The sequence below is a fragment of the Rhizobium sp. WCS2018Hpa-16 genome (assembly GCF_031843705.1).
Classification (GTDB): domain Bacteria; phylum Pseudomonadota; class Alphaproteobacteria; order Rhizobiales; family Rhizobiaceae; genus Agrobacterium; species Agrobacterium tumefaciens_C.
The window spans coordinates 561,592-581,996 of the sequence record NZ_JAVTIX010000002.1 but is presented as its reverse complement, the minus strand read 5'-3'; the positions used below and the strand labels follow the sequence as shown (position 1 = coordinate 581,996).

18 protein-coding genes are annotated in these 20,405 nt (G+C 58.5%); 3 read left to right on the top strand and 15 right to left on the bottom strand.

Features of this window, described 5'->3' with window-relative positions:
- Positions 1 to 45: 45 nt before the first annotated feature.
- From RQI55_RS08890 to RQI55_RS08845, 10 genes are all read right to left on the bottom strand, one after another.
- Complete coding sequence (locus tag RQI55_RS08890) at positions 46 to 369, bottom strand: hypothetical protein (protein WP_311272481.1); 324 nt, start codon at positions 367 to 369, stop codon at positions 46 to 48.
- Positions 370 to 484: 115 nt separating this feature from the next.
- Positions 485 to 1,516, bottom strand: coding sequence for a tetraacyldisaccharide 4'-kinase (gene lpxK, locus RQI55_RS08885; protein WP_311272480.1), 1,032 nt, complete (start codon positions 1,514 to 1,516; stop codon positions 485 to 487).
- 94 nt (positions 1,517 to 1,610) lie between these two features.
- A complete protein-coding gene (locus RQI55_RS08880; protein WP_243256592.1) occupies positions 1,611 to 2,351 on the bottom strand; it encodes an HAD family hydrolase in 741 nt (246 codons plus the stop codon).
- 2 nt (positions 2,352 to 2,353) lie between these two features.
- A complete protein-coding gene (waaA, locus tag RQI55_RS08875; protein WP_243256593.1) occupies positions 2,354 to 3,670 on the bottom strand; it encodes a lipid IV(A) 3-deoxy-D-manno-octulosonic acid transferase in 1,317 nt (438 codons plus the stop codon).
- Between the two features lie 309 nt (positions 3,671 to 3,979).
- Positions 3,980 to 4,216 carry a DUF4170 domain-containing protein gene (locus RQI55_RS08870; protein WP_042618099.1) on the bottom strand — a complete coding sequence of 79 codons (237 nt, stop codon included), beginning with the start codon at positions 4,214 to 4,216 and terminating at the stop codon, positions 3,980 to 3,982.
- Between the two features lie 68 nt (positions 4,217 to 4,284).
- Positions 4,285 to 5,088, bottom strand: coding sequence for a 3'(2'),5'-bisphosphate nucleotidase CysQ (locus tag RQI55_RS08865; RefSeq protein ID WP_243256594.1), 804 nt, complete (start codon positions 5,086 to 5,088; stop codon positions 4,285 to 4,287).
- A gap of 96 nt (positions 5,089 to 5,184) precedes the next feature.
- Complete coding sequence (locus RQI55_RS08860) at positions 5,185 to 6,531, bottom strand: TldD/PmbA family protein (RefSeq protein ID WP_243256595.1); 1,347 nt, start codon at positions 6,529 to 6,531, stop codon at positions 5,185 to 5,187.
- A 90-nt stretch (positions 6,532 to 6,621) separates the two neighbouring features.
- Positions 6,622 to 7,452 carry a patatin-like phospholipase family protein gene (locus RQI55_RS08855; RefSeq protein ID WP_197980137.1) on the bottom strand — a complete coding sequence of 277 codons (831 nt, stop codon included), beginning with the start codon at positions 7,450 to 7,452 and terminating at the stop codon, positions 6,622 to 6,624.
- Positions 7,453 to 7,644: 192 nt separating this feature from the next.
- Positions 7,645 to 8,202, bottom strand: coding sequence for a 16S rRNA (guanine(966)-N(2))-methyltransferase RsmD (rsmD, locus tag RQI55_RS08850; RefSeq protein ID WP_243256596.1), 558 nt, complete (start codon positions 8,200 to 8,202; stop codon positions 7,645 to 7,647).
- Positions 8,183 to 10,174, bottom strand: coding sequence for a pseudouridine synthase (locus tag RQI55_RS08845; RefSeq protein ID WP_243256597.1), 1,992 nt, complete (start codon positions 10,172 to 10,174; stop codon positions 8,183 to 8,185). Before RQI55_RS08845 ends, rsmD begins: the two co-directional genes overlap by 20 nt.
- A gap of 72 nt (positions 10,175 to 10,246) precedes the next feature.
- Here RQI55_RS08845 and RQI55_RS08840 point away from each other — a divergent pair, with 72 nt between their 5' ends.
- On the top strand, positions 10,247 to 10,702 hold the full coding sequence (locus tag RQI55_RS08840; protein WP_243256598.1) for a nucleoside deaminase: 456 nt from the start codon (positions 10,247 to 10,249) through the stop codon (positions 10,700 to 10,702).
- A 126-nt stretch (positions 10,703 to 10,828) separates the two neighbouring features.
- Here the strand turns inward: RQI55_RS08840 and RQI55_RS08835 are convergent, their stop codons facing one another.
- The 5 genes from RQI55_RS08835 to chrA form a co-directional block, all read right to left on the bottom strand.
- Complete coding sequence (locus tag RQI55_RS08835) at positions 10,829 to 11,455, bottom strand: hypothetical protein (protein WP_236727951.1); 627 nt, start codon at positions 11,453 to 11,455, stop codon at positions 10,829 to 10,831.
- A 227-nt stretch (positions 11,456 to 11,682) separates the two neighbouring features.
- Positions 11,683 to 14,625, bottom strand: coding sequence for an isoleucine--tRNA ligase (gene ileS, locus RQI55_RS08830; protein WP_243256599.1), 2,943 nt, complete (start codon positions 14,623 to 14,625; stop codon positions 11,683 to 11,685).
- A gap of 257 nt (positions 14,626 to 14,882) precedes the next feature.
- Positions 14,883 to 15,863: a bifunctional riboflavin kinase/FAD synthetase gene (locus tag RQI55_RS08825; protein ID WP_243256600.1), complete on the bottom strand. Its 981-nt coding sequence runs from the start codon at positions 15,861 to 15,863 to the stop codon at positions 14,883 to 14,885.
- 14 nt (positions 15,864 to 15,877) lie between these two features.
- On the bottom strand, positions 15,878 to 16,726 hold the full coding sequence (locus tag RQI55_RS08820; protein ID WP_243256601.1) for a TIGR01459 family HAD-type hydrolase: 849 nt from the start codon (positions 16,724 to 16,726) through the stop codon (positions 15,878 to 15,880).
- A 90-nt stretch (positions 16,727 to 16,816) separates the two neighbouring features.
- The gene (chrA, locus tag RQI55_RS08815) at positions 16,817 to 18,145 is read right to left on the bottom strand and encodes a chromate efflux transporter (protein ID WP_311272479.1); all 1,329 of its coding nucleotides are present in this window, start codon (positions 18,143 to 18,145) and stop codon (positions 16,817 to 16,819) included.
- 170 nt (positions 18,146 to 18,315) lie between these two features.
- Here chrA and groES point away from each other — a divergent pair, with 170 nt between their 5' ends.
- Together groES and groL are read left to right on the top strand one after the other, a co-directional pair.
- Positions 18,316 to 18,612 (top strand): co-chaperone GroES, encoded by a 297-nt coding sequence (groES, locus tag RQI55_RS08810; protein ID WP_042618090.1) that lies wholly within the window; start codon positions 18,316 to 18,318, stop codon positions 18,610 to 18,612.
- Between the two features lie 63 nt (positions 18,613 to 18,675).
- Positions 18,676 to 20,310 (top strand): chaperonin GroEL, encoded by a 1,635-nt coding sequence (groL, locus tag RQI55_RS08805; protein WP_192063478.1) that lies wholly within the window; start codon positions 18,676 to 18,678, stop codon positions 20,308 to 20,310.
- Positions 20,311 to 20,405: the final 95 nt, after the last annotated feature.

The window sequence follows — 20,405 nt, the reverse complement described above, 5'->3', positions numbered from 1 at the left end:
CCCACCACGCATGAAAAAGCCGGGCATATCGCCCGGCTTTTTTCGTTATGGTGCGGTCGTGTTAGTCGAGCTTGGATTTCTATCCGTGCCTTCTGTCGGCGGCGTGGTACCGGAAGGCGTATTGTTGTCGAATGTCTGAGTGCCCTGCGCACCCGGGTTCGGCGTGGCCGATGGTGAGGTAGAACTGGTGGCAGGCGCTGTTTCAGTGGTGGTAGGTGCCGTGCTTTCTCCCCAGCTTTCCGCAACGATCCAGACCGCACCGGCAAGCACGAGGCTGATGACGAGAATGATCAGAACAGGGCTGCCCTTGAACCCCTGACGGCTCTCCTTCGGTGAAAAGACTTTCTTTTCCGTATTTTCCTGCGGCATGAAATCCTCCTGAAATCGTGGAGCGACCAAATGTGGCGCTCACATCATCAAGGAAAGCCCGCCAAAGGGAGATAGTTCCAGCAGGCCCGGATATTCGCCCTGCACCTTTGCGTCCCTAAGCCTCTCGCAGCTTTCTGTTCCGGCAATTCTGAAGAGCCGCGTCGATGATACCGCGCGCCACAGCTGGGTCATCGAAGACCATATCGATATCGATGACCAGCGTCTGGCTCAGCAGATTGGCCGCGCTGCCATGATGACCTTTCAATCGCACCGCATCCTTGGCGGTGGTGACCAGCGCCACACCCAGCCTGTCCGCCTCAGCCATGAGATCGCTGATTTCCTCGTCGCTGAAATGATGATGGTCGGGGAAGGATCGCCTCGCAACGATCTCTCCACCGAGATCTTCGACGGTGCGAAAGAACTTGGCAGGATCGGCAATGCCCGCATAGGCAAGCACCTTTGTGCCCGCAAAGTTGGGCTGGGGCCGTGGCCGGATGGAGGAAACAAAGACCGGCTTTCCAGCACGCGCCGCCGTTCGAACGATGGTCTCTGCCGCTTTCCCGTTGCCGACCTTCAAAAGCCCTGTCAGTTGACGCATCTGCTCATCCAGCGGCGCACGCACGGGACCGCCGGGCACAAAGTGGCCGTTGCCGATACCGCGCTGCGTATCGATGACGACGAGCGCATAATCCAGCGTCAAACGCGCGCTTTGGAAACCGTCATCCATGATGATGAGATCGATGCCTTCTTCGACCAGACGTCGCGCACCCTCCACCCGCTTTCGGGAAATGACCGTGATTGCCTCACGCGCCAGCAACAGGGGTTCATCGCCCACATCCTGAGAACGGTGGTGTCCGGCCTCAACCAGTGTCGTCACATCCAGCGTGCCGCCATAACCACGGCTTAGGAAACCGGGCTTCAAGCCCATCTCCAGCGCGGCCTGGGCGATGGCGATGGCAGTGGGGGTCTTGCCCGCACCGCCGACCGTGAAGTTGCCAATGCAGATGACCGGGACAGGAACGGAGGCCCGCTTTACCGTCCGCATGCGTTTTCCTGCCACCTTGCCGTATACGAACGAGAAGGGTGACAGTGCCCAAGCCTGCCAACCGGATTTTTCCCACCAGAATGGCGGCGCTTCCGAAACCATGCGTTCCCAAACTCCCGCGTTTGCCTTTGGTAGAAGCAGCTATCTGCCAGAAAGGTGAGGAATTTGCAAAGAGGGCGGCTTTCAGATCGGCCAGTCAGCTCGTCGCTACGGATGGTAGGAGCGTTTCAAGGCCGGTAATATCGTCGAAACAATAGTCGCAATCCGCAGACAGGCTTGCCTTCGAGCCGGTGCCGGTCAGCACTGCGATGCAGAGGCCCGCGCCCGCGTTTCTACCCATGTGAAGGTCGTGATTGTTGTCACCCACCACAGCCACACAGTCCGGAGAAAGGCCGACGGCCTTGCAGAAACCCAGCACCATGCCCGGCTCCGGCTTGCTGCCATGGCCACTGTCATAACCCGCCACGAAATCAAGATCGGCCTCGAAACCGAAACGACGGGCAAGCTCACGGATCGATGCTTCGTTGTCGCTGGAGGCGATGCCAAGCCTGTAGCCGCGGCCCTTCAGCCGCGCAAAAAACGCCTTGAGATCGGTAACGGCGACGGATTTTCCGGCTGCCTGTGTGAAAAGCTGATCGAGGCGCTTTGTGAGGTCTGATAGATCGCAGGGAGACCCTGCTGCCACAAGCCCTTGCGCAATCTGCACCGTATTGCCAGCGGCCAACAGGCTATCGGGTGTGACATGGCCGGATACCGGGTCCATGCCGCAGGCCAGAAGCAGCCGATCCGCCAGCACTGCATCGCCATTGGCGGCAATCGCCGCAAGCTCGCGATTGACCGGGCCCCAGCTGGCATCATAGCCGATGAGCGTTCCATCCTTGTCAAACAGGATTGCCCTGATGGATGCAGGCGACTTTCCAGCGGCGTCCGTCGGCATGATCAACCAGCCGCACTGCGTGGCTGGAGTTTTGCCGTCACCGTCAGGGGATTGATGTAGGGCTCAAGCGCCTTCACGGTCAGCGAAAGAGCTCCGCGCATATCCTCGATGACCTTGCCACCTGCATCGATCATCTTGTAGCGCTCATTGTCGTTGACCAGCAGATAATGCACGGCTTTCGCCAGCATTTCCACGTCTTTTATGATACGGCCACCGCCTGAGCGGAGCAGCTTCTGATAGGCATCACGGAAATTCTGCACATGCGCACCGGACAAAACGGCGCAATCCAGCATGGCTGGCTCCAGCGGGTTCTGCCCGCCCTCCGCCGTCAGCGAGCGACCGACAAAGGCAAGCTCGGTCAAGCGGAGATAAAGCCCCATCTCACCAATGCTATCGCCCAGAAAAATATCTGTCTGCGGCGTAATCACATCGCCCCGGCTTCTGCGGGCGACAGTCAGGTTCATGCTTTTCAGCATGGTCTCAATCTCATCGGCGCGTTCGGGATGGCGCGGCACGATGATGGTGAGCTGGTCATTGCGCGACTTGATGGCCGCGTGCACGGTGGCTGCAGCCTTCTCCTCGCCATCGAATGTCGAGATAGCAGCCCATGTCTTGCGCGTGCCGATCTGGCGTCGGTAAGTTTCAAGAAGTGCTGGATCATGCGGCGGCGGGTCGGTGTCACCTTTGAGATTGCCAGACACAAGCACAGGCCACGAACCCAGATCGCGGAACCGTTCCGCATCGACATCGGACTGCGCCACGACCAGAGCCAGCTTGCTGAACAGCGCCTCGGCCAGATCCGGCCGGTTATGCCAGCGTCCAAAAGAGCGATCGGACAGGCGGGCATTGACGCGGATCTGCGGTATGTGCCGTCGCTCTAGCTCCATCATCGTAACAGGCCATATCTCGGATTCGGCAGTAATGGCCGCATCCGGTGTCCAGTAGGTCAGGAAACGGTTGATCGAGATTTTGATATCCAGCGGAACATATTGGTGGATGACGTCATCGCCCAGACGCGCCTTGCTGACCTCAGCCGAGGTCACCGTTCCGGTTGTCAGCAGAACATGGATATCGCGTTTGCGAATTTCACGGATGAGTGGAATGAGCGCCAGCGTTTCACCGACGCTTGCGGCGTGAAACCAGACGAGCGGGCCACGGGGGCGATCTGCGCTTGGAAAGCCGAAGCGCTCCATGCGGCGGCGCTTGTCTTCCTTGCCCTTGGCAGCACGATACATGAGGTAAGGACGGGCGAAAGGATAGGCGGCGACGCCAGCAATTCTATAACCCGAAAGGGCGAAACGTGCGATACGGCTGTTCATGACATGCTGCCTTCGATCATTTCGCGCAATGCTTTCCCCTATGATCCCTGCCAGAGTGTAGAGCCAAACAGACCGGCCGCTCACAGTCGCCGTCTTTTCTGGCTAGACATCGAAACGACCCGAAAACGCGCATGCGCTTCTCGCCCATCGCCTGAAGGCTATCTCATACAAAAATGCGACTTTTTTGTTTCAGAGCCGACATTGCCTGCGGAAATATGCCGCTACCCCAGATGTTGTGCGTGCCCTAAGGGGACTCGCACAATTTTTCCCTGCATCTGGTATAATACAAACCAAGTCGGAAACCAGTGGTTATTTGCTGTCAGGCTCCAGCAAACGGTGCATATGCACTATAAAATAACGCATATGGGCGTTGTCCACAGTCTGCTGCGCTTTTGACTTCCACGCTGTCAGCGCCGATGCATAGTCAGGAAAGATACCAACGATATCCAGTGCCTTCAGATCACGAAACTGCACTTCCTGAAGATTTTCGAGTTCGCCGCCGAACACAAGGTGAAGAAGCTGTTTCTGGTCGCCCGCTACAGTCATTTTTTCTCTTCTTTCTAATCGTCCATTTGTCCCAAGAGTGTTTCATCTGCGGGATTTCGCCGTAAAAATCAACCTCTGTCAGACAGGTTGAGCGGCCCCAGCAAGGCCGGAAGAACATGGTTGGCCGCTGCGCACAGTTGCGGGTGCGTCACCTGGCGCCTGTTGTAGATCAGGGTGTTGCCATCAATATCCACAAGGCTGCCACCCGCCCGCTGCAAAATGAGATCGGCGGCGGCAAGATCCCAGTCATGGGAATGGGGCTTAACCAATGTGCCATCAATGCGCCCATCCGATACCATGGCCAAGCGGTAAGCCAGCGATGGCACGTGGGGGATGCGGTGAACCCTCGCTTTCACGGCGGGGTCAAGACGGGCGATCACATCTTCCGGTGCTGCCAAGTGAATGTGTTCACCGCCAGCAGAGGTGACAGAGAGCGGCTGTCCGTTTTTGAGCGCAGGGCCGACCGTCAGGGCGCTGAACTCTTCGTCAAAGGCTGGTGCGACAAGCGTCGCTGCCACAGGTCTGCCGCGATGAACGACTGCGACGCTGACGCACCAAGTGTCCTTGCCGCCAATAAAGGCGCGTGTGCCGTCAATGGGATCCACAACGAACACCGTCTCTTTCGACAGCCGATCTTCGTCATCATCCGTCTCTTCCGAAAGCCAGCCATAATCAGGCCGAGCCTTGCGAAGCACGGTTTCCAGAATCTCGTTGGCAGCATAATCAGCCGCACTGACGGGCGAATGGCCCTGTTTCCACCAGACCTCTGGGTCTTTGCGGAAAAACGTCATGGCTACGCTGCCAGCCTGTCTTGCGGCATCTACGATGAGGTCAAGGTCGGAGCGCCAGTCTGCTCCTGTTGCGTCGTTCATATGCTCGTCGTTCGTTGCGCGGTCCGCGGGTGGGACTGTTTCCATGCCCGAACATGCGCATGACACGGGCCTCATTGCAACCGCTGTCAGGGTAAATCAGCGTCCCGCTATCGTCATGCCTTCGATGGCAAGCGTCGGCGCGACCACGCCGTACTTGCGGTCAATGTCATCTGCGGGGGTTATCCGCATGAACATGTCCTTGAGGTTCGAGGCGATTGTAACCTCAGAAACAGGAAACGCTTTTTCACCATTCTCAATCCAGAACCCGCTTGCGCCGCAGCTATATTCACCCGTCAGCAGGTTGGCGCCATGGCCGATGAGTTCGGTGACGTAGAAGCCTGTGCCAACATGGGCAATCAGGTCTTTCGGCGAAATCTCCCCCGGCTCCAACATCAGGTTGGTCGAGGCGGGAGACACGAGATTGCCGCCGCGAACGCCACGGCCATTGGTTTCAAGTCCCAATTCGCGCGCCGTGGAGGTCGACAGGAACCAGTTTTTCAACACGCCATCTTCAATCATGACCAGCTTTTCACCGCGCACGCCTTCTCCATCGAACGGGCGGGAGGATGGTCCGCGCATGATCTGCGGATCGTCAGTCAGAACGAGGCCTTTCTTCAGCACCTGCTGTCCCATTTTATCCCGCAGGAAGCTGGTTTTGCGGGCCACGGATGCGCCGTTGATGGCACCGGCAATGCTGCCGACGAAACTGCGTGAAATGCGCGGATCAAACACCACGGTTACGTTGCTGCCAGTATCGACCTGACGGGGATTGGTGCGTGCCACAGCCTTTTCGCCAGCACGGCGGCCAATATCCTGTGGGTCATCCAGATCGGCGAAGTAAAGACGGCTGTCATACTCGTAATCGCGCTCCATCTTCGTGCCTTCACCGGCAATAACGCTGACGGAACGACCAAAGCGGCTGCCCATATAGCTGCCGGAAAAACCATGCGAGGTGACAAGCACCAAGCCGCCCATGCCGCTGGATGCGCCAGCGCCGGAGGAATTGCTGACACCTGCGACACCAAGCGCTGCTTCTTCAGCAGCAAGGGCTGCATCCCGAAGCTCGTCGGTGGAAACCACTGTGGCGTCGAAGAGTTGAAGATCGTCATAGGAGCCAGCCAGACGCGATTTGTCAGCGAGGCAGGCAAAGGGGTCTTCGGGTGAGACTTTTGCCATGGCCACGGCGCGTTCAGCCAAAGTCTTCAAATCGAAGCCGGGATTGGCCGAGACACTGGCCACACGCTTGCCGACGAAAACGCGCAGGGAAAAGTCATCACTTTCTGACGATTCAGTGCTTTCCACCTTGCCCAGACGCACGCCCACGGATTGCGACCGTGAGCGGATGATGACGGCATCCGCCTCATCTGCACCCGCGCGCCGGGCGAGTTCGACCAGTTCGCTTGCACGGTCTAGAAGCTTGGAAGAATCGATTTTTGAGGACATGAGGTGGGCCTTTCGTTGACCTTCATTTATTGCGCCACACCTGCCGCATCAAGGCCAAAGCGGAACTTCACCTGCTTTTGAGTGGCTTCGTCACGATTCAACGCCGTGGCCGCGATGATAAAGCTCCACCTGCATCTCGATCTGCCGTTTCAGCTCATCCTTGGTCACTTCGGATTCGGCCAAGATCTCTTGGGCCTTTCTGAAATCCAGCACACGGAAACGGTTGACCGGCGGGCGCAGGAAAATATGTGGCGGGTGCAAGCGCAGTTTCAGCGAAATGGCAGATTGCATCATCAACTGGCTGGCGCCGAACAGGCTTTCAAAGCGGCTCGGCATTGTGGTGCCATCACCTTCCGGCCCGCCGACGACATCCACACCGATGACAATATCGGCCTTATCAAGCAGATGATCATAGGGAACAGGATTGAAGATACCACCGTCAATCATGATCCGGTCATTCATGCGAATGGGCATGAACAGCGCGGGAATGGCGGATGATGCCGCCAGCGCCTGATGCAAGCTGCCGGTTTCCACAATGACTTCGCATTGCGCATAATAGTCAGTCGCAGTGACCTTCAGCGGAATTTGGAGGCCTTCGAATGTCTTGGGCAGCGCTGATGGCAGGAGGGCATCGAGAATAAGCTCGAGATTGAACTGGCCGAAGCGAAACCCGAACGCGCTGTGGCGCATGGCAGCGGGCCCAAGGCTCCATAGCTTGTTGGCCACGCTTCCCTTTTTGCCCATAAGCTCAAGCGTATAATCACGGATATCACGGCCACGCATTCCAGCCGCCATGCCAGCACCAATGATGGAGCCGATGGAAGACCCTGCAATGGCTGTGGGGCGAATGCCGAGTTCATCCAGTGCTTCAACGATATTGATGTGGCAGATGCCGCGTGCACCGCCGCCACCCAATGCCAGCGCAAATGTTGGATCGCGTGTTTCTCTGGCTGCTTCTTCGCGCTTGCGCTTTTTACCAGAGAGTTTCTTTTTCTTCGCAGCCACGGGTGCAGGCTCTCCTTCACGTCAATTCGCTTCCCGCTCTATGACACAAAGACGACAGGAGAGTGACGCGCACGGCAACGGTGCGCGTCATCCTGATCAATTCCGTACTTATGGCTCGTAACGGTAGAAATGCATCTTCGAGTCGCCGAAGACGCGGCTTTCGAGAAGCTTGAAGGCGGGATCGACAGTCACAAGCACATCGGCTCGCTCTTCGAGAATGGCCAGCGCCCCTGGCACCAGCCACCCACCCGCATGGGCTGCCTCAAGTGCCTTTTCACCCTGGCCAAGGCCATAAGGTGGATCTGCAAAGATCACATCGAAGGGCTCGATATTATTGACACTGCCGAGCTTGGTGGCATCGCGCCGCAGAATACGGGCACGGCCATGCAGGCCCAGCGCATCGATATTTTCCCACAGAAGGCCCCTGCCCTCAATGCCGTTTTCCACAAACAGCGCAACCCGACAGCCGCGCGACAGGGCTTCAAGCCCCACCGCGCCGGTGCCTGCGAACACATCGAGAATCCGCGTGCCATCCAGACTTTCCGGATAGGCGTGGCTCAATATGTTAAAGAGGCTTTCACGTGTACGGTCGATTGTGGGTCTGATTGTATTGGATTTCGGAGCGGCAAGAGACCTGCCGCGAAACTCACCGCCTACGATCCGCATTACGCGTCATTCCCCTGCCACCAGAAGGTTTTCCACCGGGGCCTCGGCCACCGGAACCATTACCCGGACCCTTGTTGTCTGGGCCCCTACTATCTGGGCCTTTGCCACCGGGACCCTTGCCCGAATAGCCACCCTCGGAACGCTCGCCGCGCGGCTTGCCGAATGAGGGCTTGCCAGCAAAACCACCCGGCTTGCCGCCAGAAGGCCTGCCTTCGCGAGGCTTGTCGCCAAAGGGTTTTGCACCGCGCGGCTTGTCACCGAATGGACGCTCGCCGCGTGGGCGGTCTGCACCGTCGCGAGGCTTGCGGTCGCTGAAGGGTCGTTCGCTGCGCTCGCCGCTACGGGCCGGGCGATCACCAAATGATGGACGCGCTGGCCGGTCACCACGGTCTGGACGATCCCCGAAGGACCGTTCGCCGCGTGGACGCTCACCGCGTTCGCCAGCATCACGAGGCTTGCGGTCGCCATAGGGGCGATCTCCAAAGGATGGGCGGGCGGGACGGTCACCACGGTCCGGCCGATCCCCGAAGGACCGTTCGACACGGGGGCGGTCGCTGCGTTCGCCAGCATCACGGGGCTTGCGGTCGCCAAATGGCTTGCCGCCGCGATCACCACGGTCGCCTTTACCGCGTCCACGGCTTTCATCCTGCGCAGGCTTGTCAGCGCGGATCCAGTCACCCTCGGAATCCCTGTGCTTCACAATACCCCGGCGGGACTCTTCCTCAGCCGACGGTCTCTTGAAAGCGGTATCAGCCTCCTCACGGTAGGATTTACGCTCCTTGCCGTCACGGGTTGGCTTGGCGCCGGGTGCCATCCACACATTGGCTGTGCGGTTGCTGCCCATGGGTGGGCGCTTGGGGCGGTCTTCCTGTCCCTCTTCACGACCCTTGCCGAATGGCTTGGCGCCGCGTTTGGCATCAGGGCGACCCTGAGCGCGCTCGCGGGGTGCGGCCTCGCGCTTATCGTCGAAACGTGGTGTACGCGGGTTCTGCTCTGGAGCACCGCGCTTGGACCACTCAGACTTTACAGGACGCTGAGGTGCTGCTTCCTCATCCTCGGAAACAGCATCATAGATCGGCGCATCGAAATTCGCACCGGCTGCCTCGATGAGACGTGGGCCCAACTGATCGCGCAGCATGCGGCCACGCACTTCAACGACCTGGCCTTCCGGCAGGTCGCCGAGCTGGAATGGACCGTAGGAGATGCGGATAAGGCGGTTAACCTCAAGACCAAGCGCGCCAAGCACGTTCTTGATTTCCCGGTTCTTGCCTTCGCGAAGACCCATGGTGATCCAGACGTTGCGGCCCTGGGTACGATCCAGCGTTGCTTCGATGGAGCCGTAGAGCACACCATCAACGGCGATGCCCTCTTTCAGCTTGTCCAGCGCCGCCTGATCGACCTCGCCATGGGCGCGCACGCGGTAGCGGCGCAGCCAGCCGGTTGTCGGCAGTTCAAGAACGCGCGACAGACCGCCATCATTGGTCAGCAGCAACAGCCCTTCGGTGTTGATATCAAGACGACCGATGGACAGGACGCGGGGCAGTTCCTTGGGCAGATTGTCGAAAACGGTCGGACGTCCCTCAGGATCGGAATTCGTCGTCACCAGACCTGAAGGCTTGTGGTACAGCCACAGCCGCGTGCGCTCGGCACCACGGATCGGCTCGCCATCGACCTCGATCTTGTCATCGAGGGTGGCATTGATCGCGGGGCTTTCCAGCTTGACGCCGTTCAGCGAAACGCGACCTTCCATGATCATGCGTTCCACATCGCGGCGCGATGCCACGCCTGCACGCGCCATGATCTTGGAAATACGCTCGGGTTTTGCCGCCGCAGTTTCGGCCACGGCAGGCTCCGTTCTTGCCACAAACGGCTTCTTCTCGCGTGCAGCATCGGGGCCACCGGAAGATTTTGGCTTCCTGTCCCGGTCGAATGTCTTACCACCACCGCGCGTCGGCTTGTCTTTGAATGTCATTTGTTGTTTGCCTGTTGTTTGCCGTGTCCTATCAGGTCACGCGGCATCGGTTAAGAGGAAATTGCACGGACAATGGCGGAAACGACGCATTTCATGGACCAGGCGCTTGATGAAGCGCAAGAAGCGGCCCTGCGAAACGAGGTGCCCATCGGTGCAGTGCTTGTGCTGGATGGCCGCGTGGTGGCCCGTTCTGGCAACCGAACACGGGAACTGAACGATGTTACGGCCCATGCCGAGATCGCAGTGATCCGCATGGCTTGTGAAGAATTGGGCCAGGAGCGGTTGGTGGGAGCCGACCTCTATGTGACGCTGGAGCCCTGCACCATGTGCGCTGCGGCGATATCCTTTGCCCGCATCCGCAGGCTTTACTACGGCGCGAATGACGCCAAGGGCGGAGCTGTCGAGAGCGGCGTGCGGTTCTTCAACCAGCCCACCTGCCACCATGCGCCGGAGGTGTATTCGGGAATGGCGGAGGTCGAGAGTGCGGAGATTTTACGGGGTTTCTTTCAGGGGAAGCGTGAGGTTTGAGCCACGTACGACGCTCCAAGAAGGCGTCATATCAGGGCTTGTCCTCAGGATCTGACCGCGTTCGATGTGGGGGTTCGTTAGATCCTCGGGTCAAGCCCGAGGATGACGTTTCTGCCCCACTCACCCTTACTGGAACGGGTTCCACCAGCTCTTGCCAGTGCCAGCCATGGCGGCATTTTTCTTGCGTTCTTTTTCTTTTTTCGCTTCCGGCGTACCGAGATCTGCGAGCTGTTCCTGCGGAACGCTGCGATATTCCAGCGGCGGGTCAGTGAGGAACTTGCGCTGATTGCTGTTGACGATTGTGCCGCCCTGCGCATCAGCCTTGGCCTTGCGGAAGGCTTCCCACTTCTGGGTCTCGGTCATCTGGCCGTTGGTGCCGTTACCGGCCAGCAATGGCGAACGGTATCTTGGATTGTCGCGGTTGTCGTCTGCTTCCTGACGCAGGCGCTCGCGCGCTTCTTCCGGTGTTTCAGGCCATTGCGGGTTGGTCTCGCGGTTGGCGAGGTTCTGCTGTGGCTGCGCCAACTGTCCGGCGCGGGCCTGTGCAGGCACGACGAGGCCTGGACGCGGATTGTATTTCAGGTTGCGCTTGTCCTGGTCGCCGGTGATGGAGGTGGCATTGCCAAGGTCATCGACCAACTGCTCGGCGGATGACTTTCCCGTACCATAGGTCGGGCTGGTGCAGGCGCTCAATGCGAGGCTGACAGATACCGCGCCAAGAATAGTGCCGTAGATGCGAAATCTCTGCGTCATGCTCATCGAAACCCTTCCGCCCCCAGCGCGTCGTTCGCCCTTACGGGCGCTCACAAAGCGCTCTTATATTAATTACAGGCATTGCGCATTCCAAAAATCGTTTCAGATTTTCGGCCTTATGCTGTCGCCGTCCACAGACCGGCAGCCCGCAGTGCTGCAAAAATCCGGCCAATTTCAGGCAGGTTTACCGGATGAACGCCCAAAGTGCAATTCACCCGGTACTTTTCTTAAGCAGTAACCCCTAGCTCACGAAGGGCTGCCGCGTCACGGGCCGAGACATCCGGGAAGGCTGGATCGGAGCCGACATCCGTGGTGATGCGCCACGAACGCGCACATTTCTGACCTTCGGCCAGCTTCTGCTCGACAGACACGTTCTGGACTTCGCCCAGACGGAACGCATCCGAAGGACCTTCGCCTGCCACAACCGAGATGGCCGAGGTGATGCAGATTTCCGCGAAATCCTGGCCTTCAAGGGCAGCCAGCAATTCAGCATCCGCAACATGCACCACGGGAGCCGCTTCGAGCGAGGAGCCGATGCGCTTTTCGCGGCGCTCGACTTCCAGTGCGCCCGTTACAACCGTGCGCACCTTGCGGATCTTGTCCCACTTGGCTTCCAGCGCCTCGTTTTTCCATTCCGCCGGAACGTCCGGGAACTGGACGAGATGCACCGATTCCGCATCTGGGTAGCGTGACAGCCATGCTTCTTCTGTCGTGAAGGGCAGCATGGGCGCAAGCCAAGTCACGAGGCAATCGAACAGCTTAGCGATCACCGAAAGCGATGCGCGGCGTTTGAGCGACGACGGCGCGTCGCAATAAAGCGTGTCCTTGCGGATATCGAAATAGAATGCCGAAAGCTCGACATTGGCAAAATCGATGAGCGCACGGGTGATCTTCTTGAAATCAAACGCGTCGTAACCGTCGCGCACGACCTGATCGAGCTCCGACAGGCGGTGCAGCACCAGCTTTTCCAGCTCAGGCAGATCGGCATAGGCAATGTCTTCGCCCGTGTCATGCGCCAGCGTGCCCAACATCCAGCGGATGGTGTTGCGCAGCTTGCGATAGGCGTCGATATTGGTCTGGATGATGGCCTTGCCCAGACGCTGGTCGTCCCAGTAATCCGTGGTCATGACCCACAGGCGCAGAATATCCGCACCCGACTCCTTCATGACATCCTGCGGTGCCACGACATTGCCGAGAGACTTGGACTGCTTGCGGCCCTGCTCATCCATGGTAAAACCATGGGTGACAACAGCTTTGTAGGGCGCACGTCCGCGCGTCGCGCAGCTTTCCAGCAGCGACGAGTGGAACCAGCCGCGATGCTGGTCGGAGCCTTCCAGATAGACATCGGCAGGCCATTTCAGGTCAGGCCGATCTTCCAGTGTGAAAGTGTGCGTGCAGCCGCTATCGAACCAGACGTCGAGGATGTCGCGGACCTGTACCCAAGGTTCCCCAGCACGCTCGCCCAGGAAACGCTCCCGCGCACCTTCGGCAAACCACGCATCCGCACCTTCAACCTCGAAAGCCTCAAGGATGCGGGCATTGACCGCTTCATCAACAAGCACTTCACCGTGCTCATCGGCAAACACGGCAATCGGCACGCCCCAGGCGCGCTGGCGCGACAGCACCCAGTCCGGGCGGTTTTCGATCATGGCGCGCAGACGGTTCTGGCCACCGGCTGGCACGAAACGGGTGTCATCGATGGCGGACAGCGAACGGGAGCGCAGCGTTGTGCCATCACCCAGTTCCTTGTCCATATAGACAAACCATTGCGGCGTGTTGCGGAAGATGACCGGCTTCTTGGAACGCCAGCTATGCGGATAGCTGTGCTTCAGACGGCCACGGGCAAACAGGTTATTGACGCCGATCAGCGCCTTGATGACACGCTCATTGGCATCACCCTTCTTGCCGTTATCGTCCATCACGCGGGCCGCACCACCTTCAGCCGATGGGCCGAAACCGGGCGCATCTTCGGTGTAGAAGCCATCATCGCCAACCGGGAACGGGATCTTTGTCGAGATGCGACGGGCTTCGAGTTCGCGCACATTTGACATCCACGCCTCAAAGTCTTCACGGCCGTGGCTTGGTGCGGTGTGCACGAAGCCCGTACCGGCATCATCGGTAACGTGATCGCCATCGAGCAGCGGAACTGCGAAGTCATAGCCGAGGTGAGCCAGCGGATGGGCGCAGGTGATCGCGCCGAGTTCTTCCGCTGTGACGGAACGAACCAGCTTGAATGTCAGCTTTGCCTTCTTGGCGGCTTCGTCAGCCAGCTTCGTTGCGAAGATCAGCTTTTCGCCCGGCTGCGGCCCGAACTCGTTCTCAGCCGTTTCGACTTCGAACAAGCCGTAAGGGAAGCGCGACGAGAACGAGATGGCGCGGTTGCCGGGGATGGTCCACGGGGTCGTTGTCCAGATGACGACGGAGGCATTATTTAGTTGCCATTCGGCCTCGGTTCTCCCTTTACCATCCTTGCCGACTATTGGTGATTTTACGTTAACCGGGAACTTCACCCAGATCATGTCGCTCTCAACGTCAGCATACTCGACCTCGGCCTCAGCCAGAGCGGTGCGCTCGACAACCGACCACATGACCGGCTTGGAGCCACGATAAAGCTGGCCGCTCTTGGCGATCTTCAGCAACTCGCCAGCGATGCGGGCTTCCGCGTGGAAGTTCATGGTCGTGTAGGGGTTTTCGAAATCGCCCTCTATGCCAAGACGCTTGAATTCAGCCGATTGCTTCTCGATCCAGCCAGCCGCGAACTCACGGCATTCCTGACGGAATTCGTTGATCGGAACCTCGTCCTTGTTCTTGCCCTTGGCGCGGTAGGCTTCCTCGATCTTCCACTCGATGGGAAGGCCGTGGCAATCCCAGCCGGGAACGTAGTTGCTGTCAAAGCCGCGCATCTGGAACGAGCGGGTGATGACGTCTTTCAGGATCTTGTTCAGCGCGTGGCCGATGTGGATGTTGCCGTTGGCATAGGGAGGGCCATCATGCAGCACAAATTTTTCGCGGCCAGCGGCGGAAGCGCGCAGCTTTTTGTAAAGACCCATCTGCTGCCAGCGGGCAACCGTTTCAGGCTCTTTCTGCGGCAGGCCGGCGCGCATCGGAAAATCCGTCTGCGGCAGGTAAAGTGTTTTGGAATAGTCTAATGTCTGTGCGGTGTCGTTCATGATCATACCGTTATGCGGCGGCCCCAGAATGAGAGGAAATGGCGGGGTCGCGCCGTCTTGAGTGCTAAAAGGGCAAAGGCGGAAGGCGCTTCTGGCAAGCGCCGAAATCCCGGACCTTTCGGCTGCTTATTGCGCACGAAAGGCCGGGCCAATAATTCGGGATATGAACGTCAACCGAAATTGGTGCATAGGCGTCTGCTTATGTGTTTTTGCAGCGTTTGAAAAGGGAATAGATGCCGCACAAAGGCCTATCGCGCTCAAAAAGCGATCAGAGCATCCAGTTCGCCCAGAGGTTTCACGCCTGATAGAAGCGCCCTCGCCTCTTCCTCGTCGCGTTTGATCTGCGCCACCAGCGCCTCCAGCCCGTCAAATTTCAGCTCATCCCGCAAGTTTCCGAAGAAGGACACCGAGCAGACTTCGCCATAGAGATCGCCTGAGAAATCAAACAGGAACGTTTCGAGCAGGGCTGCGCCATCGTCGGTCACTGTCGGGCGGTAGCCGAAGCTTGCGACGCCATCATGCAGCGTGCCATCGGGCCTGCGAAAGCGCACGGCATAGATACCGGGCTTCAGCTCGGTTTCCGGCGGCAGCGCCATGTTGGCGGTGGGATAACCCAGCGTGCGACCCAGCTTCTGCCCGCCAATGACTTCCGCCTCGACAGTGTAACGATAGCCCAGAAGACCGGCAGCCGCGACAACATCGCCTTGGCCCAGCAATTCCCGGATACGGCTGGAGGAAACGACTTCGGCACCCTCATCGCGAAATGCATCCACCAGCGTCACATCGAACCCGTAGCGATGTCCGGCCTCCATCAGGAATGCAGGTCCACCCTCGCGGCCTTTGCCGAAATGGAAATCGAAGCCGGTGACGACAGCGCTTGCGCCCAGCCAGTCAACCAGAACGGACTTTACAAAATCTTCGGCCGAGCGCTGGGAGAACTCCCGGTCGAAGGGATATTCGATGACGGAGTGAAATCCCTCCTTGGCCAGCAGCCGGGCCTTGACCGGGCCGGGCGTGAGGCGGAAAACCGGCTTATCCGGGCGGAAGACCGTTCTCGGGTGGGGCTCGAATGTTAGCGCCAGCACGGGAATGTCGCGCGCGCGCGCCAGTTCCAGCGCACGATCCAGCACGGCGCGGTGGCCGCGATGCACACCGTCAAAATTTCCAATAGCAACGACGCCGCCCTTCAGATTATCCGGAAGCGGTTCTTTCTGCTCATTGCGATGAAATACGGTCATAGGCGCATCTGCTTTCAGGCCAGGCGTGGCATCCACCAGCCGGGAGCGGCGTTCTGGCTTTCCAGATAGGCATTCATCAGCGCCTCATCCGTTTCGCCATTCAACATATATTCCGCAGCGTGAATTCCGCCGCTGATATAGAGCAGCTGCAGCCCGGCGGAAATCGCGCCCTTCACGTCTGTCGGCATGCCATCACCGATGGCCAGCACGCGTGCCTTGGAAAACTCGCCGCGCACCTCTTTTGCTGCCGCAAGACAGGCTTCATAGATCGGGGAGTGCGGCTTGCCCGCAATGCGCACTTCGCCGCCAAGCTGTCGGTAATAGGCCGCCATGGCGCCCGCACAGGGAACGATGCGCTCGCCACGCTCCACCACCAGATCGGGGTTGGCACAGATCATCGGCACGGAACGGGCGATGAAGCCCTTCAACATATCGGTGTAGTCTTCCGGCGTTTCGGTTTCGTCATCGAAAAAGCCGGTGCAGACAAGGGCTGTTGCCTCTGCCTCCGGCGCGACCTCGACGTCGAGACCGTCCATCAGCGGCATGTCGCGCTCCGGCCCCAGAAGGAAGACCTTGTTCGGGCCCTCAGCAATCAGTTTGCGGGTAACATCGCCAGAGGTGACGATGCGGTCATAAACACTGTCGGAAATGCCGAATGCCCGCAATTGGGCGATGACGCCAGGTCCCGGGCGGGGGGAATTGGTGATGAGCACCACAGTCTTGCCCGCCTTGCGTGCCGCCTCCAACGCAATCGCCGCATCGGCAAAAACGGTGACGCCATTGTGCAATACACCCCACACATCAGACAGAATAACGTCAAAGTCCGGGGTAATGTCGCCAAGCGTGGCAATGCGATGGGCCATGTAAAAGATTCCAAGCGTTCCGTGAATTCACGCTGTGACATTGCAAAGCGGGATGCCGAAGGCAAGCAAAAAAGCATTTTTGCATGCGGATCACATCAGCCAGAGCCTGAAAAACCCCGCTGCAATACACATGGAAAGAACCGGCACCATGCCCAGTTTCAGCCGGAAAAGCATGATCGATGATGCAATAAAAAGACTAAGAAGCATGGGATCTAGCGTCGCAAAGACGGGCCATGAAAAGCCAAAATTGATGGCGGGCACCAGCGCCACGCGCTCCACCTCACCAAACAGCACATGCAGACCAAACCAGACGGACAGGTTGAGAATGACACCGACGACCGCCGCCGTAATGGCTGATAGCGCCGATGACAGAAAGCGGTTGTGGCGCAGCTTTTCCATATAGGGCGCGCCTGCGAATATGAACACGAAGCTCGGCACGAAGGTTGCCCAAGCGGCGATGCTCGCACCCAGAATGCCCGCGGTCAGCGGATCAAACCAGCCGGGATGACGGAAGGCCGCAAGAAAACCGACATAGGAGAGAACCAGCACTAGCGGCCCGGGGGTCGCCTCAGCCAATGCCAAGCCATCCAGCATTTCGCCCGCCAGCATCCAGCCCTTCGTTTCCACAGCCACCTGCGCGACATAGGCCAGCACCGCATAGGCACCGCCGAAGGTGACTACCGCCATCTTGGAAAAGAATATCTGCAAATCAATAAGAGTGCCGGGGCCGGAGGTGATCCATAACAGCAGCAGGGGCAATTGCCAGATGACAATGCCAACCAGAAGTCCACGCAGCAGTTTTTTCCATGACGGATTGGCCGTGCTGACCTCGCCGCTTTCCGCGACCGCCAACGCATTTCCTCGCGCTTTGAAAAAGCCGACAAGCCCGGCAGCCAGAATGACCAACGGGAACGGCACGGCAAAGAAAAACAGCGCCACGAATGCCACCGCCGCGATGCCAACCAGAAAGCGGCTCGTCAACGCCCGCTTTGCCACCCGCAGCAACGCCTCCAGCACGATGGCGAGCACTCCTGCTTTCAGGCCCGACAGAAGTGCAGGCAGCCAATGCGTATCCTGATAAAGCGCATAGGCCGATGCCAGCGCGACGATGACCAGAAAGCCCGGCAGAATGAACAGCAGACCGGCGACAATGCCGCCGCGCCTGCCATGCAGCAGCCAACCGGAATAGGTGGCCAGTTGCTGCGCTTCCGGACCCGGCAACAGCATGCAATAATTCAGCGCGTGCAGGAACCGTTCTTCACTCAGCCAACCCTTCTCGTCCACCAGCACGCGGTGCATCAGGCCGATCTGTCCGGCGGGTCCGCCGAAACTCAAAAGGCCGATGCGCGCAAAGGCGGCAGTCATCTCCAGAAAGGAAGGGCGGGCGGGTGCGATATCGCTGCGTAAAAATTCTGTCATGCGCTGGTAGTAACCATTTTACATGAAAATTTTCCGACAGGCCGTCCTTGACTCGGCAACATGGGCTGCTTATCTCCGTGTTGCTGGCACTCTACACTAGGGAGTGCTAACAATCATCACGCGGACCTGTTGTTAGGTCCGCTCAGGTCATTTGATCGAGGGATTAGACAATGACAAGCACCAATTTCCGTCCGCTGCATGACCGCGTCGTCGTTCGTCGCGTTGAGTCTGAAGCAAAGACCAAGGGCGGCATTATCATTCCTGATACCGCCAAGGAAAAGCCACAGGAAGGCGAAATCGTTGCTGTTGGCACCGGCGCCCGCGACGAAAGCGGCAAGCTCGTTCCTTTGGACGTCAAGGCTGGCGATCGCGTTCTGTTCGGCAAGTGGTCCGGCACCGAAGTCAAGCTCAACGGCGAAGACCTTCTGATCATGAAGGAATCCGACATCATGGGCGTTATCGGCTGATCAGCCGGTTTTTCTCACTTTTCCATGACAACCAATGGGCAATGAGCCCGGGAGTTTTCTACAATGGCAGCTAAAGAAATTAAATTCGGCCGCACAGCGCGCGAAAAGATGCTCAAGGGCGTCGACATTCTCGCAGACGCAGTGAAGGTAACGCTTGGTCCTAAGGGCCGTAACGTCATCATCGACAAGTCTTTCGGGGCACCACGCATCACCAAGGACGGCGTTTCTGTCGCCAAGGAAATCGAACTTGAAGACAAGTTCGAGAACATGGGCGCACAGATGGTCCGCGAAGTTGCTTCGAAGACCAACGACATCGCTGGTGACGGCACCACGACTGCGACCGTTCTTGCACAGGCCATCGTTCGCGAAGGCAACAAGGCTGTTGCAGCCGGCATGAACCCAATGGACCTGAAGCGCGGTATCGACCTCGCTGTTTCCGAAGTTGTGAAGGATCTCCAGGCCAAGGCCAAGAAGATCTCCACATCTGAAGAAGTTGCACAGGTCGGCACGATCTCTGCAAACGGCGACACGCAGGTCGGCAAGGACATTGCTGAAGCCATGCAGCGCGTTGGCAACGAAGGTGTTATCACCGTCGAAGAAGCCAAGACTGCCGAGACCGAACTCGAAGTCGTTGAAGGCATGCAGTTCGACCGCGGCTACCTGTCGCCTTACTTCGTCACCAACCCTGAAAAGATGGTTGCTGACCTGGAAGACGCTTACATCCTGCTGCACGAAAAGAAGCTTTCGAACCTTCAGGCCATGCTGCCTGTTCTCGAAGCCGTCGTTCAGACCGGCAAGCCACTCGTCATCATCGCTGAAGACGTTGAAGGCGAAGCTCTTGCGACGCTCGTCGTCAACAAGCTGCGTGGCGGCCTGAAGATTGCTGCTGTCAAGGCTCCTGGCTTCGGCGATCGCCGCAAGGCAATGCTCGAAGACATCGCTATCCTGACCGGTGGTACCGTTATCTCTGAAGATATCGGCATCAAGCTTGAAAACGTCACGCTCGACATGCTCGGCAAGGCGAAGAAAGTTTCGATCACCAAGGAAAACACAACGATCGTTGACGGTTCGGGCCAGAAGTCCGACATCGAAGGCCGCGTTGCTCAGATCAAGGCTCAGATCGAAGAAACATCTTCCGATTACGACCGCGAAAAGCTGCAGGAACGTCTTGCCAAGCTCGCTGGCGGCGTTGCCGTTATCCGCGTTGGCGGCTCCACGGAAATCGAAGTCAAGGAACGCAAGGACCGCATCGACGACGCTCTGAACGCGACACGCGCTGCTGTTCAGGAAGGCATCGTCCCAGGCGGCGGTACTGCTCTTCTGCGTTCTTCCACGAAGATCACCGTTAAGGGTGCAAACGACGACCAGGAAGCCGGCATCAACATCGTTCGCCGCGCTCTGCAGTCGCTGGTTCGCCAGATTGCTGAAAACGCAGGTGACGAAGCCTCCATCGTTGTTGGCAAGATCCTCGACAAGAACGAAGAGAACTACGGCTACAACGCTCAGACCTCTGAATATGGCGACATGATTGCCATGGGCATCGTTGACCCTGTCAAGGTTGTTCGCACAGCCCTGCAGAACGCAGCTTCGGTTGCTTCGCTGCTGATCACGACTGAGGCCATGATTGCCGAACTTCCTAAGAAGGAATCGGCAATGCCACAGATGCCAGGCGGCGGCATGGGCGGTATGGACTTCTAAGAAGCCTGACCCTTCGGAATACGGAAAGGCGGTCCTCACGGGCCGCCTTTTTTCGTTTATGGCTTGCGCCCGCTATCGGCCCACTGTCTTTAAAT

What these genes read in the sequence shown, in the direction of transcription:
- RQI55_RS08890 (WP_311272481.1), bottom strand. Translation starts at nt 369, where the DNA reads ATGCCGCAGGAAAATACGGAAAAGAAAGTCTTTTCACCGAAGGAGAGC.
- lpxK (WP_311272480.1), bottom strand. Translation starts at nt 1,516, where the DNA reads ATGGTTTCGGAAGCGCCGCCATTCTGGTGGGAAAAATCCGGTTGGCAG.
- RQI55_RS08880 (WP_243256592.1), bottom strand. Translation starts at nt 2,351, where the DNA reads ATGCCGACGGACGCCGCTGGAAAGTCGCCTGCATCCATCAGGGCAATC.
- waaA (WP_243256593.1), bottom strand. Translation starts at nt 3,670, where the DNA reads ATGAACAGCCGTATCGCACGTTTCGCCCTTTCGGGTTATAGAATTGCT.
- RQI55_RS08870 (WP_042618099.1), bottom strand. Translation starts at nt 4,216, where the DNA reads ATGACTGTAGCGGGCGACCAGAAACAGCTTCTTCACCTTGTGTTCGGC.
- RQI55_RS08865 (WP_243256594.1), bottom strand. Translation starts at nt 5,088, where the DNA reads ATGAACGACGCAACAGGAGCAGACTGGCGCTCCGACCTTGACCTCATC.
- RQI55_RS08860 (WP_243256595.1), bottom strand. Translation starts at nt 6,531, where the DNA reads ATGTCCTCAAAAATCGATTCTTCCAAGCTTCTAGACCGTGCAAGCGAA.
- rsmD (WP_243256596.1), bottom strand. Translation starts at nt 8,202, where the DNA reads ATGCGGATCGTAGGCGGTGAGTTTCGCGGCAGGTCTCTTGCCGCTCCG.
- RQI55_RS08845 (WP_243256597.1), bottom strand. Translation starts at nt 10,174, where the DNA reads ATGACATTCAAAGACAAGCCGACGCGCGGTGGTGGTAAGACATTCGAC.
- RQI55_RS08840 (WP_243256598.1), top strand. Translation starts at nt 10,247, where the DNA reads ATGGCGGAAACGACGCATTTCATGGACCAGGCGCTTGATGAAGCGCAA.
- RQI55_RS08835 (WP_236727951.1), bottom strand. Translation starts at nt 11,455, where the DNA reads ATGACGCAGAGATTTCGCATCTACGGCACTATTCTTGGCGCGGTATCT.
- ileS (WP_243256599.1), bottom strand. Translation starts at nt 14,625, where the DNA reads ATGAACGACACCGCACAGACATTAGACTATTCCAAAACACTTTACCTG.
- RQI55_RS08825 (WP_243256600.1), bottom strand. Translation starts at nt 15,863, where the DNA reads ATGACCGTATTTCATCGCAATGAGCAGAAAGAACCGCTTCCGGATAAT.
- RQI55_RS08820 (WP_243256601.1), bottom strand. Translation starts at nt 16,726, where the DNA reads ATGGCCCATCGCATTGCCACGCTTGGCGACATTACCCCGGACTTTGAC.
- chrA (WP_311272479.1), bottom strand. Translation starts at nt 18,145, where the DNA reads ATGACAGAATTTTTACGCAGCGATATCGCACCCGCCCGCCCTTCCTTT.
- groES (WP_042618090.1), top strand. Translation starts at nt 18,316, where the DNA reads ATGACAAGCACCAATTTCCGTCCGCTGCATGACCGCGTCGTCGTTCGT.
- groL (WP_192063478.1), top strand. Translation starts at nt 18,676, where the DNA reads ATGGCAGCTAAAGAAATTAAATTCGGCCGCACAGCGCGCGAAAAGATG.